Annotated in this window: 14 protein-coding genes; 8 read left to right on the forward strand and 6 right to left on the reverse strand. The window is 58.6% G+C overall.

Annotated elements, in window-relative coordinates:
* Positions 1–461: 461 nt before the first annotated feature.
* The gene (locus BLU75_RS10445; RefSeq protein ID WP_084376654.1) at positions 462–1,484 is read right to left on the reverse strand and encodes a zinc-dependent alcohol dehydrogenase family protein; all 1,023 of its coding nucleotides are present in this window, start codon (positions 1,482–1,484) and stop codon (positions 462–464) included.
* Positions 1,485–1,731: 247 nt separating this feature from the next.
* On the opposite strand from BLU75_RS10445, the gene BLU75_RS10450 reads away from it, so the two are divergent.
* The 5 genes from BLU75_RS10450 (at position 1,732) to hxsA (ending at position 6,617) form a co-directional block, all read left to right on the forward strand.
* Complete coding sequence (locus tag BLU75_RS10450; protein ID WP_084376653.1) at positions 1,732–2,649, forward strand: LysR family transcriptional regulator; 918 nt, start codon at positions 1,732–1,734, stop codon at positions 2,647–2,649.
* Positions 2,650–2,993: 344 nt separating this feature from the next.
* Positions 2,994–3,293, forward strand: a complete 300-nt coding sequence (hxsD, locus tag BLU75_RS10460; protein ID WP_084376651.1) for a His-Xaa-Ser system protein HxsD — start codon at positions 2,994–2,996, stop codon at positions 3,291–3,293.
* Positions 3,275–4,777 (forward strand): His-Xaa-Ser system radical SAM maturase HxsB, encoded by a 1,503-nt coding sequence (gene hxsB / locus BLU75_RS10465; protein ID WP_231982638.1) that lies wholly within the window; start codon positions 3,275–3,277, stop codon positions 4,775–4,777. Before hxsD ends, hxsB begins: the two co-directional genes overlap by 19 nt.
* Positions 4,777–6,009 carry a His-Xaa-Ser system radical SAM maturase HxsC gene (gene hxsC / locus BLU75_RS10470; RefSeq protein WP_084376649.1) on the forward strand — a complete coding sequence of 411 codons (1,233 nt, stop codon included), beginning with the start codon at positions 4,777–4,779 and terminating at the stop codon, positions 6,007–6,009. The genes hxsB and hxsC overlap by 1 nt, the downstream gene beginning before the upstream one ends.
* Positions 6,009–6,617 carry a His-Xaa-Ser repeat protein HxsA gene (gene hxsA, locus BLU75_RS10475; RefSeq protein WP_084376648.1) on the forward strand — a complete coding sequence of 203 codons (609 nt, stop codon included), beginning with the start codon at positions 6,009–6,011 and terminating at the stop codon, positions 6,615–6,617. Before hxsC ends, hxsA begins: the two co-directional genes overlap by 1 nt.
* 688 nt (positions 6,618–7,305) lie before the next feature.
* Here hxsA and BLU75_RS10485 read toward each other — a convergent pair.
* The gene (locus BLU75_RS10485) at positions 7,306–7,884 is read right to left on the reverse strand and encodes an HD domain-containing protein (RefSeq protein WP_084376647.1); all 579 of its coding nucleotides are present in this window, start codon (positions 7,882–7,884) and stop codon (positions 7,306–7,308) included.
* Positions 7,885–8,002: 118 nt separating this feature from the next.
* Between BLU75_RS10485 and BLU75_RS27250 the strand changes: the two genes are divergently transcribed.
* The gene (locus tag BLU75_RS27250; RefSeq protein WP_130909197.1) at positions 8,003–8,362 is read left to right on the forward strand and encodes a hypothetical protein; all 360 of its coding nucleotides are present in this window, start codon (positions 8,003–8,005) and stop codon (positions 8,360–8,362) included.
* Here the strand turns inward: BLU75_RS27250 and BLU75_RS10490 are convergent.
* From BLU75_RS10490 to BLU75_RS10505, 4 genes are all read right to left on the reverse strand, one after another.
* Positions 8,346–8,933 carry a TetR/AcrR family transcriptional regulator gene (locus BLU75_RS10490; protein WP_084376646.1) on the reverse strand — a complete coding sequence of 196 codons (588 nt, stop codon included), beginning with the start codon at positions 8,931–8,933 and terminating at the stop codon, positions 8,346–8,348. The genes BLU75_RS27250 and BLU75_RS10490 overlap by 17 nt on opposite strands.
* A 39-nt stretch (positions 8,934–8,972) precedes the next feature.
* Positions 8,973–9,743: a molybdopterin-dependent oxidoreductase gene (locus BLU75_RS10495; protein ID WP_084376645.1), complete on the reverse strand. Its 771-nt coding sequence runs from the start codon at positions 9,741–9,743 to the stop codon at positions 8,973–8,975.
* Positions 9,736–10,359, reverse strand: coding sequence for a cytochrome b/b6 domain-containing protein (locus tag BLU75_RS10500; protein WP_084376644.1), 624 nt, complete (start codon positions 10,357–10,359; stop codon positions 9,736–9,738). The genes BLU75_RS10495 and BLU75_RS10500 overlap by 8 nt, the downstream gene beginning before the upstream one ends.
* A 72-nt stretch (positions 10,360–10,431) precedes the next feature.
* Positions 10,432–11,040: a hypothetical protein gene (locus BLU75_RS10505; protein WP_084376643.1), complete on the reverse strand. Its 609-nt coding sequence runs from the start codon at positions 11,038–11,040 to the stop codon at positions 10,432–10,434.
* 208 nt (positions 11,041–11,248) lie between these two features.
* Between BLU75_RS10505 and BLU75_RS10510 the strand changes: the two genes are divergently transcribed.
* Positions 11,249–11,944 (forward strand): heavy metal response regulator transcription factor, encoded by a 696-nt coding sequence (locus BLU75_RS10510; RefSeq protein WP_084376642.1) that lies wholly within the window; start codon positions 11,249–11,251, stop codon positions 11,942–11,944.
* Positions 11,917–13,311 carry a heavy metal sensor histidine kinase gene (locus tag BLU75_RS10515; protein ID WP_084376641.1) on the forward strand — a complete coding sequence of 465 codons (1,395 nt, stop codon included), beginning with the start codon at positions 11,917–11,919 and terminating at the stop codon, positions 13,309–13,311. The genes BLU75_RS10510 and BLU75_RS10515 overlap by 28 nt, the downstream gene beginning before the upstream one ends.
* Positions 13,312–13,593 lie beyond the last annotated feature (282 nt).

Below are 13,593 nucleotides of genomic sequence, written 5' to 3' on the forward strand. Positions count from 1 at the left end.
CTTATCCTTAGTTCAGAAAACAAAGAACATTCCGACGCATATAAAACCAAATACAAAAGATCACCCTCGGCTCTCGAAGCGCCGAACGAAACACCCCTTGGCATCGACTTTTGTAGGTGCGCGCTAGTTACAGTGGATTTATGGGTGGACACGCGACTCCACCCATCATTGCTCTGCGTCTGAGATGACAGCGATCGGGTAATTATCGGTACTTGAATAATGATTAAAAGATACAGAGCCCGTGGAAAAACCAGTGCAGATAGTTATTCAACGGTCAAAACTTGCGCCCATGCAAAACGCCGCCGCCTGAAATTCAGGGCGGCGGCGGCGTCAAGAGCACGTTTGGGAGAGTGAGAGCCGAGATAATATCTCGGCTCACAAGTAGATAGAGTCCTTCTAAATGGCGTATTTGCCACATGGGCAGTCCAAGAAACATACCCGTTTGCGAACGCTCCTACAGATCAAGCCAGCTCGATCTGCAACGCAACCCGCTCACGGCATGGGCATTCGTCCATATAACGATGAGCTTCAACGAACTGGCTGAACGGAAACACCGTGGTTTTCAGCGGCACCAGCACACGGTCGGCGGTCAACTGGTTGATATCACGCAAGGCCCGCTGCAAAGCCACCTGGTCCTGGATGATGCCCAGCTCCGGTTTGCCGGTGAAGTTGCCGATGCAGTGCACGAAGAACTGAATGTTCTTCTGGAACGCCGCACACGCCGGGAACGGGGTTTGGTTACCGCCCTGCAGACCGTAAAGCACCAGGCTGCCACGAGGAGCCAGGACATCGCCCAGCAGCGACATCTGCGGCCCACCCAAACCGTCAAAAACCACGTCAACGCCGCGATTGTCAGTGAACTTGTTGATTTGCATCAGCAGGTCCTGCTCTTCAGTGACGATGACCTTTTCCGCCCCGAGGGACAGCAAGTACTCACGTTCCGCGCTGTCCTTGGTTGCGGCAATCACCCTGACACCCAAGGCCTTGCCCAGTTGCACAAAGGAAGGGCCGGCGCAGTGGCTGGCGTCAGTCACCAAGGCGAATTGCCCAGGCTTGACCCGCGCCAAATCCATGTACGCAAAATAGGCAATCAACAGCGGCGTGTAATGCACGCTGGCCTCGATCGGACTCAACACCTCAGGGTATCGGGTCAGGGCCGAACGGGGCAGGACGATCTGTTCGCCATACACCGGGTAATCGTTGGGGCTCTCGGCCGGAAAACTGGCCACTTTATCGCCCACCGCCAAGTCATCCACGCCGTCGCCAAGGGCTACCACCACCCCGGCCATCTCATGGCCAAGGCCGGACGGCAGGCGGGCGTGGGACGATGCCAGGTTCTGGCGCCATAAAATGTCATACCAGCTGATGCCAATCGCTTCGACACGCACCTGCACTTCGCCCGGTGCAGGCAACGTGGCCTCATGCTCTTCGCATTTGAGCACCTCGGCCGGACCAAACTTGTGAAAACGAATCGTGCGGGACATCGCAAACCTCGCCAAAATAACCTCTAATACCATGAACTCTATCTGGGCTTTCCGGGCAAGACCACCGGTCACCATTAATAGTCGACATGTCTGTCATTGATTCGCACCTTAGGAAAACACCTCAGGCCACGTAGGAAAATTGAATAATCCTGTGCAGAGTACCAGCCTTTCCCCGTAAGATTCACGTTGGCCAACGTTCTTATGTGGCCACTCTCGTCAAGTTTGCTGACGCCGCCTGGGACACAAGATGAACCGTAACGACCTGCGACGTGTCGACCTCAATCTGTTGATCGTATTCGAAACCTTGATGCATGAACGCAGTGTGACCCGCGCCGCCGAGAAATTGTTCCTCGGCCAACCGGCCATCAGCGCCGCGCTGTCACGCCTGCGCGGGCTGTTCGATGACCCGTTGTTCGTGCGTACCGGACGCAGCATGGAGCCTTCCGCGCGGGCGGTGGAAATCTTCGCACTGCTCTCGCCGGCCCTGGATTCGATTTCCACGGCGGTCAGCCGCGCCGCCGAGTTCGACCCGGCCACCAGCACCGCGGTGTTTCGCATCGGCCTTTCCGACGATGTGGAATTCGCCCTGCTGCCCCAGTTGCTCAAACGCCTGCGCGCCGAAGCGCCGGGCATCGTGCTAGTCATACGTCGCGTCAACTACATCTTGATGCCAAGCCTGCTGGCTTCCGGGGAAATATCCATCGGTGTCAGCTACACCACCGACCTGCCGGCCAATGCCAAGCGCAAGGTCCTGCGTCGCAGCCTGCCCAAACTGCTGCGTGCCGACAGCGTGCCCGGCGCCCTGAGCCTGGACGATTTCTGCGCCCGTCCCCATGCGCTGGTCTCGTTTGCCGGCGACCTGAGCGGATTCATCGATGAAGAACTGGAAAAGCTCGACCGCAAACGCCATGTAGTACTGGCCGTCCCGCAGTTCAACGGGCTGGGGACACTACTGGCAGGCACCGACATCCTCGCCACCGTCCCGGACTACACCGCCGAAGCCCTGACCGCCGCCGGCGGCCTGCGCGCCGAAGACCCACCCTTGCCGGTGGTGCGCACCTTTGAGCTGCATATGGCCTGGCGTGGTTCCCAGGACAATGATCCAGGGGAGCGTTGGTTGCGGTCGCGGATTCAGATGTTTTTTGGCGATCCTGAGAGTCTTTAGGCGTTGTCTGGCAGGCTGTTCGGCTGATCATTTCTGCCTTTCCACAAACCATGGAGCTCCATTCACTTCCGGTGGATTGCTACATTGGGGGCACATCTGAGCGCATGCTTGGGATTGTTTTAAAAGAATGCCCCCAGCCTTGGGCCGGTGGGCTGTTGATGAGGATGGATGCACTAAGGGAGATGTGGATCCTCGCCCCTACCCATATCAATGACCGAGCCCTAGTGAACGCACCACCCACCACGCTGAACAAATGCGTGCAAATGTAAAAAATGATGATGGCATAATGCCTTGGAAACCGGCAAAATCCACACGTTCCCAACGGATTTGAAGGACCGGTTCCGATGACATGGCCAGTCACGCTGAAACTCGACAGCGCAGCCTACCCGCTCAGTGTGGTGCAACGCGTCGCTTACTCCCTGGCCGACACTGTCGCGATCCAGGTCGGTATTGAAGCCAATCAGATAAGCCTCACGGCCCGCCCCGCTGAAGTTAGGCTAGCGCTTTCCCCGGAGCAGGCGCACTCGCTGATCCTCCAGCATCTGAACGACTTCGCCCTACGCGACCATATCAACCGCGAAACAACAGGGTTGCGCGTAGTACTGGCTCGAGCCGCGCTCGCTGGATGTGGGATTTCGCAGTGACACTAATTGCGACAGATTCCAAGCACTACCGCTTGCTGCCTTTTCGATTCATGCGCATGAACACGGGACATGACCGTGACATCCTGCTCACCTCCGATACCGGCGAGTACATGCACGTGAACGACGCGCAATTACGAGCCCTCAGTTACTTCGACGTTCAAGCAAGTACGCCTTTCTACAAGGACCTGCTGGCCCGCCACTTCATCTATGAACCAGGCCGCCACGACCCGTCCCCGGAAATGGCCGCGCAGTATCGCAGCCGCAAGGACTTTCTCTTCCAGGGCCCTGCACTGCACTTGTTCGTGGTTACATTGCGCTGCAACCACACCTGCCAGTACTGCCAGGTGTCGCGGGCCCCTCTGGGAGGATCCGGCCACGACCTGTCGGAAACGGATGCACAGGCGGCAGTCGATCGCCTGTTCGAATCCAATGCTCCCGCCCTGACTGTGGAGTTTCAGGGTGGCGAGCCGCTTCTGGCCTTCGAGCGCGTCCGCCAGATTGTCGAATGGGTCGTCGAGCGGAACGTGGTCAAACAACGGGATATCCAGTTCGTCATCACCACTACACTGCACCACCTGACGGAGGAAATACTCGACTTCGCAGAAGAATATCGCATCCAGTTTTCGACCTCGCTCGATGGCCCGGCACCCTTGCACAATGCCAACCGCCCTACCCCGTCACGAGACTCCTACGAGCGCACTGTAAAAGGCATCCAGTGGGTCCGTGAGCGCCTTGGCCATGATGCAGTTTCCGCGTTGACCACGCTGACTTCAAGAAGCCTCGAACAGCCTGAAGCGATCATCGATGAGTATGTAAGCCAGGGCTTCTCCAGCATCTCGCTTCGACCTCTGAGCCCTTATGGGTTTGCCACCAAGAGTGCCCATCGACTTGATTACCCTATTGAGCGATACCTGGCCTTCTACAAGAAGGCACTGGCCTATTTGCTGCATATCAACAAACAGGGCGTATACCTCTCAGAGAGTTATACGAGCCTGTTGCTGAAGAATATCCTGACACCCTTCTCCTCCGGCTATGTAGACCTCCGTTCCCCTGCTGGCGCAGGCACTGCGGCGCTGGTTTACAACTACGACGGTTACGTCTATCCATCGGACGAAGCCCGAATGTTGCTCGAGATGGGTGAAGAAGGCTTTAGGCTCGGCACCGTACACCAACCCTTGTCTGAATTACTCGCATCGCCCGTTGTGAATGCGTTGCTCGCCAGTGGTGTAGCAGAGGCGCTGCCGGGCTGCTCCGACTGCGCACTTGTCCCGTACTGTGGTGCCGACCCTATCGAACACTATGCCCGCCAAGCTGACCCGATCGGACACCGAGTGTTCAGCAGCTTCTGCAAAAAGAACATGGGGTTGCTGAAGCATCTTTTCGGCCTGCTTCGCGATGGCGACGACAACGTGCAGAGGGTGCTGCTGTCTTGGTTGAACAGGCGCTCTTACAACGATGTCCGGTTCACGGGTTACAGGGGCTGATGGCGATGCTGCGCAAAGATACCCACTTCGAAATCCATCATCTGAATGAGCCGAAACTGCTCAAGGTCATCACTCTGGATGAGTTCATCGAACAAGGCCTGGCTGTTTGTGCCGGAAGCGCTGAGTTCGGTGACCTGCTGCTTTGGCTGCCAAACGAAGAACGGCTACGGAACCCGCATCTGCTCTCATTACCAGTGGGTGGATTCCTGATCCCGGAGCCATTGATCGGCGACTTCGACAGCGCGCAGCTACACCTGCACACACCCAAAGATGCGGATGTCGTGCAGCCCGGGGATGTCATTGCCATCACACCAGGCAACGCTTTGGTGCGAGTGCTCTATCGACGAGGCTCGGACAGCAACCTGCTGTTCATGACCGATCGTTGCAACAGCCTCTGTTTGATGTGCTCGCAGCCGCCCAAAGATATCGATGACCGTTGGCACATCGAGGAGAACCTACGGCTGATCGACCTGATGGACCCGGGCGAGGAAAATCTGGGAATCAGCGGCGGAGAACCAACGCTTTATCGCGACGGCCTGCTCGAAATCCTGGCCAAGTGCAAAGCCGTTTTACCGCAAAAATCCATTCATGTGCTCAGCAACGGGCGTCTGCTCCAACACCCGAGCTGGATCGCAGCGCTCTCTGCCATCGGCCACCCTCAGTTGAGCTGGGGTATCCCGCTGTATGCCGATAATGCCGAAGACCATGACCATGTGGTGCAGGCTCCCGGCGCGTTTAGCGAAACCCTGCTAGGTCTTTACAACCTGGCGCGCGCCAACCAGATCATCGAGATACGCGTGGTGCTCAATCGCCTGACCACGCCACGCTTGCCAGAGCTCGCCCACTACGTGTTCAGGAACTTGCCCTTCGTGCGGCATGTTGCGCTGATGGGTATCGAAAGTACCGGCCTGGCCAGGAAGAACTACGAAGAACTGTGGATTGACCCGCTGGACTATCAGGAGTCGTTGAGCCAGGCCGTGTATTTCTTGTTCAACCGCGGAGTGCCGGTTTCGATCTACAACTTGCCCCTGTGCCTGATCCCGGCCCACCTCTCGCGTTTCGCCCGCCAGAGCATCTCGGACTGGAAGAACCTGTTCATCGACACCTGCCAGCAATGCGCTGCCGTCAAACATTGCTCTGGCTTCTTCAAATCCCACACCGACCGCTGGCAGAGCCGCGGCGTACAACTACTATCGACCGAGGCCTTTAGCGCCTATGCAAGGAGTGCTTAGTGAAATTGCTCGACCGCTGGAAAGTCCTGATCAGTGGGATCAGCTTGCTGCCAATGGCAGGTACCACCCTGGCACAGGCGGGCCATCTGTCGCTCGCCGATGCGAACTGGCAACCCAACGACAAGCTACAGCCCCCGGTATTTGCCGATACGCTCAATGCGCCAGACACCGTCAACATCTATGCGGCACATCGCTCGCACAGTTCTCACCGGTCCCACAGTTCCCACAGTTCTCACTACAGCGGCTCGGGTGGCTATAGCGCACCTCGCTACTACAGCCCCCCCGCTACCAGCACCCGAAGCTACAGCGCGCCGAGTGCTTCGAGCAGCACCCCAAGCAGCAACAGCCTTTATCAGTCGTCTGGCACTACCAGCGGGACAAGTTCGAGCACTTCTAAGAGCCGCGCGACAAATGAGCAGAAAAGCAACCTGGTCACCCGTGTGCAGACCGCGCTGATGGTGCGCCAGTATTACCAAGGCACCATTGATGGGGTGATGGGCAAGACGACACGTGGTGCGTTGATGGCCTTTCAGATGGACAGTGGGTTGACCGTGAATGGCCGGATGGATACACCATCGCTGAATGCGTTGGGTATCAAGATTCCATAGTTTTTGGCGCTGATGTGATTTTTAACGCCGGCTACCGGAACTCATTGGCCCACCCGAGTACTCAAGAAATGATTACCTTGCGGGTGATTTCGGAGGCAGCGTGTGGGTCAGTCAAAATCAGCAACCTGGGTCAAAATCGCATCAGCGCCGACTATCATGGGCTTATCTTGCACCGCAAATAGTTCGATTGGCTGGAGATGCAGCAAGTCGTCACCTGCCACCGTCGCTGCCACCGACCGACGCGGATCTGACTACTTTTAGATAAGCCGATGGTCGCGCAGAAACCTCACCTCCCCGCTGAAATTTAGGAATGTGCATGACTGCTGCCATCAGTGATTCAACAACCCAAATCGCGTTTTCAATGTTTGAAAACAAAGGCGTCTACGCAGTGCTTCTTGGCTCGGGGGTATCACGCTCGGCGGGAATACCGACCTCACCATGGAGCTGGTGAAACGATGGGGCATAGCGTCTGGTGCCGGCGAACAGGAAGATTGGCTCGCGTGGTACGTAGGTCAAACAGGAGAGCAGCCCAATTGCTCCAAGTTGCTCGAACGCCTGGGGCGCCCTGCCCTTCAGACAAGTCGGGATCGTTTGGCTGCGTGGGGCAGCACGCTCGGCGTTAGCCGAGGAATTCGTCAACGTCGCCTGCAATCATTTCACGCCGCAGTGAGGTGAGCGACGACGATACTTATCTTGAAAAGTGCTCGGCGACCCAACGTTCGCACACCGCCCACAACTGCGGAGCGCCCCGTTCAATCAGCGGGCCATAGCGCGACATGACTTGGTCAAGTAAAACACCGCTCTCTTTCCACGTGCCGCCGCCGGTAAAGACATTGATGAGCAACGGCTGGAAACGATCGAGCGCCTTGGCGAACGCCGCATCGTCGGTCTTCGCGTCTTCGAACTCTCGCCACAGGCTGAGGAACGCGTCATTCTGGGGCTGCGGCAGCAAACCAAACAGGCGTTGCGCGGCCGTGTCCTCCAGCTCCGCCTGCACCTCGCTCGAGGCACCGCCGTGAATGGGAAAATCGCCCACATCGATCTCGACGATGTCGTGCAGCATCAACATTTGAATGACGCGCGCTGTATTCACGGGACCGTTGGCGTACTCACTCAAGATCAAGGCATACATTGCCAGGTGCCAGGAATGCTCGGCCGAGTTCTCTTTTCGGCTGCTGTCCAGCAGCGGAGATTGCCGTATCACCGACTTCAAGCGATCGATTTCCCGCAGAAAATTCAACTGTTTTTCCAGTGTTTCTACCGGCATGACACCTGCCCTCCTGCGATTCATTCCCGAGGAATACTCACGGGGCCTGACACAAAAATTTGAAATCACCTTCCAACTAGTAGACAGTTAAATCCAAGCAACGCCACGAGGATCTGTCATGACCAGCATTCCCGCCCTGCCGCCCGCACCTTTTGGGTTTCCAAAGAGCGCAGACCCTGGAAGTTGTGCGCAGGTGAGCGCCGTTGCCGGAGATTTTCCTGCGCTGCTCAAGGAGCAATGCCAGACGACCAATAACCCGCCTCGACCGGATGTCGGGCACGCCAATACATGCAGGAATGCCTACATCGTCGGTGTTCCTTTCGAATGCGTCGTGCCTGCGTCCCTCACGGCCTTGGCGCAGCCCGCGAGTGTTCTCACCTGGATACCGACTGCCGTGGTTCGGGCCCCAACGCCGCCACGGGTGCAGCCTTCGCACAAGCGCAACCCCGCGACCCCGGATTTCAATCTTTTTGAATAACAAGCCGGTCCAGCAAAGGTCCGGTGATGACGCCGAACATTTTAGGATCGCCGTAGGCTCGCGCCGAAAGCATGGCGCCGTGCACGGTGGCCATGAACGTTTCTGCTTCGGAGCACGCATCACTCGATAATGCGAATGCCCCCTGTTTTGCCCCCCGCTCAAGCACGGACGTTATCCAGGCCGAAAGCGCGAGAAAATGGGCGCGCACTTCCAGCACTATATCTTGAGGCAACACCGGAATCTGGGTGGCAAGCAGGGCACACACACAATAGCCCTTGGTCACATCACCGACACAGCCCAGCCAATACCCGATATAGGCACGCAATTGGTCTGCCGGATCCGAGTGATAACGCTCCAGCGCCGCGATCCCAGCCTCGGCCTCTTCGCGATAACGCTCAACCAGGGTGCGGACGAGGTCTACCTTGGTGGGGAAATGATGGTGGATGCTTGCCTTGCGAATGCCCACGAACTCGGAGATATCAGCGTAACTGAAACCGTTGTACCCACCCCCGATGATGAGGGCGCGCGCGCAATCAAGAATTTCATTGAAGGTACTGGAAGGATTATTCATTGGAAAAATCTATCTTCCAGTCGGTTTGGCGTCAAGCTTTCAGATGCCGCTGAACCAATTGTAGCCCTGATCTTCCCAGTAGCCCCCCGGGTTGTTATTGCCCACAAACACCTCGACGACATGCTTGGGGTTCTTGAAGCCTAGCTTGGTGGGCACGCGGATGCGCAGCGGATATCCATACTCCGGCGGCAGCGCGACTTCACCATAATCCAACGCCAACAGTGTTTGCGGATGCAGGGCAGTCGGCATGTCCAGGCTGGAGTAATAGCGGTCGGCACACTTGAAGCCCACATACTTGGCGGTAATATCGGCGCCGACATGCTCCAGAAAAGTCTTGAGCGGCACGCCTCCCCATTGTCCGATAGCGCTCCATCCCTCCACACAGATCAAGCGCGTGATGTCGGTTCGCTGCGGCAGCTTGCGCAGACCTTCCAGCGTCCACGGCGCCTTATCGCGAACCAGCCCGGACACGGCCAGCGAATAGCTCGACAGGTCGACCTCGGGAATGTCGTCCTCGCCATAGAACGCATTAAAGGGAAAGGGCGTGGTCATTTGCGCCTTGCTGAACGTCGGCGCCAGTTTCTGCCCGCTGAACAGCCAGGCCTGGACCCGATCGTTCCAGCGCGACATGGCCCACAACACCTTGTCCACCTGGTCGCCGTCCTGCAAATTGCACCCGCTCAGCATGGCCATGGCCCCAACCGTCAAGCCGCCACGCAGGAAATGCCGGCGCTGGATACTTTCCAGTTGAAGTTGCTGGGCCGGCTCAAGCCGGATACGCTGGACCGCGCGTTTCTTGGGCTCATTCATGCTCGAGCTTCCCCTTTTCATTCGACCGAACGCCCCCCGTGATCATGGGCAACAAGGTTTTCGGCACCAGCAATACCAGCGCCAAGTGCACGACAACAAACGCACCGATGGCCGACATCGCGGCAAAATGCACATAGCGTGCACGGTCGTAGCCCCCCATCAGCGCAACCAACGCTTGCAGTTGGATGGGCTTCCAGATCGCCACGCCCGACACCACCACCAACGCCCCAGCGACCAAAACCAAGCCGTACATCAAGCGCTGTACGGCGTTGTATACACCCTTCTCATGGGCCAACCGAAAATGCAGGGCGTCGTTCAAATCACGCTTGACCGCCTGGACGGTGACCGGCAGGAAGTCGCGCTGGAAATGCCGGCTGACCAGGCTATAGAGCACATAGACGAGGCCGTTGATCACTAACAACCACATAAATGCAAAGTGCCAGGCAAGCGAACCACCCAACCAGCCGCCCACGGTCAATTGCGCGGGAAACCTGAATGCAAACAGCGGCGAGGCGTTATAGATCGCCCATCCGCTCATGAACATGCACACCATGCAAACGGCATTGACCCAATGGGTGAGACGCACAGGCCAGGCATGGATACGCGCTTTTTTCATGCTGCTTCCTCCCGTAGAAGCCAGGCGATAGCAGCGGGGCCACGCGGGCCCGGCTGCCACAGCTGTGCCGTTTTACATCGGCGGCTGGAAGCCGTCTTTACCGACCGCTACACCACGTGCGCTGCCATCTTGCGCCGGGAACACGACAATCTTGGCGCCCTTGACCAATTCGTCGGCCTTGCCGGGTTCGACGTACGCAATCGGCACATCAGTCGGCACCACCAACTGCTTCTCGCCGCCCTTGTAATTGACGGTGAGGGTGCGGCCATTGGTGTTGGAGAGCTTGCCCACGGTGCCATTGGTCATGGTGCCGGTAGAGCCATCTGCGTTCTGCCACCCGTAGTGGCCTTCACCGCTGCCCTTGAGGCTGGACTCGAATACGGTGACTTCCAGCGCCTTGAGCGTACCATCCGCCTGCGGCGTGGCCGCCGAACCGACAAAGCTGTCGGCCTTGATCGACTCGATATCCGCCTTGGACACCCGGACAATACCGGTCTTGTCGGTCAGGCCGATGGTCTGGTGGGCACCGGTACGCGAGGTAAAGGTCAGGGTGTTATTGGCAACGCTTTCGACCACACCCCGTAACGGCTTGATCACCGGCATATCGGCTGCACTTGCGACGGCGGCAGCACCGACCATGAGCAAACCAAAGGTAGTGGACAGCGCATTCTTGAGCTTCATCTGAAGATTCCTCACTGGTTGAAGTGCCTTGATCCTCCAACCCGAGCCGGTCCCCCACGATGACCAGCAGATGACATTTTTGTCATAAGCCGCCCCGCCCCGCGAATGACAAAAATGTAACCCCCGCCCCGCCCATAGCTGGTTAAACTTCTTTTCACATTCGGCCCGGAACGCGCCGATCCCTACCCTTTGCAGTAAGCGCCCCTGAATGCATATTTTGCTGATCGAAGATGACACCCGAACCGGCGAGTACCTGAAGAAGGGGCTGGGCGAGTCCGGCTATAATGTCGACTGGACCCAACACGGCGCCGATGGCCTGCACATGGCCCTGGAAACGGCGTATGACCTGATCGTGCTGGACGTGATGCTTCCCGGCATCGATGGCTTCCAGATCATCGAACTGCTGCGCGCCCGGCAGGACGTTCCGGTGCTGTTCCTGACGGCCCGCGACCAATTGCAAGACCGCATTCGCGGGCTGGAGCTGGGGGCTGACGACTATCTGGTCAAACCCTTTTCCTTTACCGAACTCTTGCTGCGCATTCGTACTATTCTGCGGCGCGGCGTGGTGCGGGAAATCGATCACTTCCACCTCGCCGACCTGGAGCTTGACCTGGTCCGCCGTCGGGTCACCCGCCAGCAGCAGGTGATCATCCTGACCAACAAGGAGTTCGCCTTGCTGCATCTGTTCCTGCGTCGAGAAGGCGATGTGCTGTCCCGGGCACAGATTGCCTCGGAAGTCTGGGACATGAACTTCGACAGCGACACCAACGTGGTAGACGTCGCCGTCAAGCGCCTGCGCAGCAAGGTCGACTCGCCCTACCCGGTCAAACTGATCCATACGGTGCGCGGCATCGGTTACGTGTGCGAGGTGCGGTCATGTGGCCCCGACGCCAGCCATCCCTGACCCTGCGTTCGACGCTGGCCTTCTCGCTGGTCGCCATGCTTGCCGTGGCCGGTGCCGGCTTTTACCTGTACGCCTCCATGCGCGCCTCGGTGCTGATGAACACCGATCACGCGGTGATGGGGCGCCTGGAGCACTTTCGCAAGCTGCTGCACTACGAGCTCGCCCTGGACAAACTGCGCGCCAGCCCCGAGATCTTCAAGAACATGCTCGACAGCGAAGATGACATCTTCATCATCGGCGAGCCGGGCCAGGCGTCCGTGATCAACGTCAACCCGTTGGGCGTGATCGTGCCGGAGCTGCCCGTGATCAAACCGGACGCGACGCTGCGCGTGGATGACTTGCGCAGCGGCATGACCGACGCGGATGTGCCGCTGCGCGCCGCCACCGTGCAGACCACGTCCGGCGGACGCACCGTACAGCTCACCGCCGCGCACTTGATGGCCAAGGAAATGGCCATGCTCGAGGCCTTTCGCGAACGCATCTACCTGGCGGTGAGCCTGGCATTTCTGGCCACGGCGCTGCTCGGCTATATCCTGCTGCGGCGCGGCCTGCGTCCCTTACGCAAAATGGCGGCCCATGCGGCCAATATCACGCCGCAACGGCTGGACAGCCGCATGAGCAGTGCCGACACCCCGGTCGAGTTGCAGCAACTGAGTGACGCCTACAACGCCATGCTCGATCGCCTCGCCAACGGTTACCAGCGCCTGGTGCAGTTTTCCGCCGACCTGGCCCACGAAATCCGCACGCCGATCGGTTCGTTGATGGGCCACTTCCAGGTGGCGCTGCGTCAGTCTCGCACCCCGGACGAGTACCAGGCGCTGCTGGCGTCAAACCTGGGCGAGCTGGAGCGCATTTCCCGAATTGTCGAGAGCATCTTGTTCCTCGCCCGCGCTGACGAATCGCAGGCCGTGGTGGAGCGACAGCACCTGGCCCTGCACGACGAAATACAGCGCATCTCCGATTACTTCGAGGGCCTGGCAGAGGAGCGCCAGATCACTCTCCGGGCTGTCGGCACAGGCATGACCCACGCCGATCCCTTACTGCTGCGCCGTGCATTGAGCAACTTGGTTGCCAACGCCATTCGCTATGCCGACGAAGGCAGTGAGGTGCTGATGCGCGTGGCGGCGAATGGGACAGGTTGCCGCATCGATGTGGAAAACCACGGCCCCGTGCTGGCCGAAGACACCCTGCGCAAGCTGTTCGACCGTTTCTACCGTGGCGATGCATCCCGCCATCAAAGCTCCGACTCATACGGCCTTGGCCTCGCGATCGTCACTGCGATCATGCAACTGCATGGCGGTGAAGTGAGTGTGGAGCAGCCTGAGCCTGGAACCATTCGATTTTCGTTGTTTTTCCCAGGGCGCTGATCAGCCTCTGTGCGATAGCCGGGCTTGCGCTGCCCAAGGCCGTCTGAATGCACCGAATCCAGCCGTACCTTTTCGACGGCCCGATCAATCGCCTGAAGGCTGAGTTCGACGTCCAACTCCGTCGTCGCCAGGTTGGCCACGCTGATACGCATCGCCGTTCGCCCCTGCCAAACCGTGCCGCCACACCAGCACACACCCTCGGCCTGGATAGCCTCGATCACGGCGAGGGTGGTCCGCGCCGAGCCGAATGAGACCAGCACTTGGTTGAGCACCACTTCATTG

This window comes from Pseudomonas mucidolens (assembly GCF_900106045.1).
GTDB lineage: Bacteria > Pseudomonadota > Gammaproteobacteria > Pseudomonadales > Pseudomonadaceae > Aquipseudomonas > Aquipseudomonas mucidolens.

Bases quoted from the DNA above. Each gene is read 5' to 3' on its own strand.
- BLU75_RS10445 (WP_084376654.1), bottom strand. From the start codon at position 1,484: ATGTCCCGCACGATTCGTTTTCACAAGTTTGGTCCGGCCGAGGTGCTC.
- BLU75_RS10450 (WP_084376653.1), top strand. From the start codon at position 1,732: ATGAACCGTAACGACCTGCGACGTGTCGACCTCAATCTGTTGATCGTA.
- hxsD (WP_084376651.1), top strand. From the start codon at position 2,994: ATGACATGGCCAGTCACGCTGAAACTCGACAGCGCAGCCTACCCGCTC.
- hxsB (WP_231982638.1), top strand. From the start codon at position 3,275: ATGTGGGATTTCGCAGTGACACTAATTGCGACAGATTCCAAGCACTAC.
- hxsC (WP_084376649.1), top strand. From the start codon at position 4,777: ATGGCGATGCTGCGCAAAGATACCCACTTCGAAATCCATCATCTGAAT.
- BLU75_RS10485 (WP_084376647.1), bottom strand. From the start codon at position 7,884: ATGCCGGTAGAAACACTGGAAAAACAGTTGAATTTTCTGCGGGAAATC.
- BLU75_RS27250 (WP_130909197.1), top strand. From the start codon at position 8,003: ATGACCAGCATTCCCGCCCTGCCGCCCGCACCTTTTGGGTTTCCAAAG.
- BLU75_RS10490 (WP_084376646.1), bottom strand. From the start codon at position 8,933: ATGAATAATCCTTCCAGTACCTTCAATGAAATTCTTGATTGCGCGCGC.
- BLU75_RS10495 (WP_084376645.1), bottom strand. From the start codon at position 9,743: ATGAATGAGCCCAAGAAACGCGCGGTCCAGCGTATCCGGCTTGAGCCG.
- BLU75_RS10500 (WP_084376644.1), bottom strand. From the start codon at position 10,359: ATGAAAAAAGCGCGTATCCATGCCTGGCCTGTGCGTCTCACCCATTGG.
- BLU75_RS10505 (WP_084376643.1), bottom strand. From the start codon at position 11,040: ATGAAGCTCAAGAATGCGCTGTCCACTACCTTTGGTTTGCTCATGGTC.
- BLU75_RS10510 (WP_084376642.1), top strand. From the start codon at position 11,249: ATGCATATTTTGCTGATCGAAGATGACACCCGAACCGGCGAGTACCTG.
- BLU75_RS10515 (WP_084376641.1), top strand. From the start codon at position 11,917: ATGTGGCCCCGACGCCAGCCATCCCTGACCCTGCGTTCGACGCTGGCC.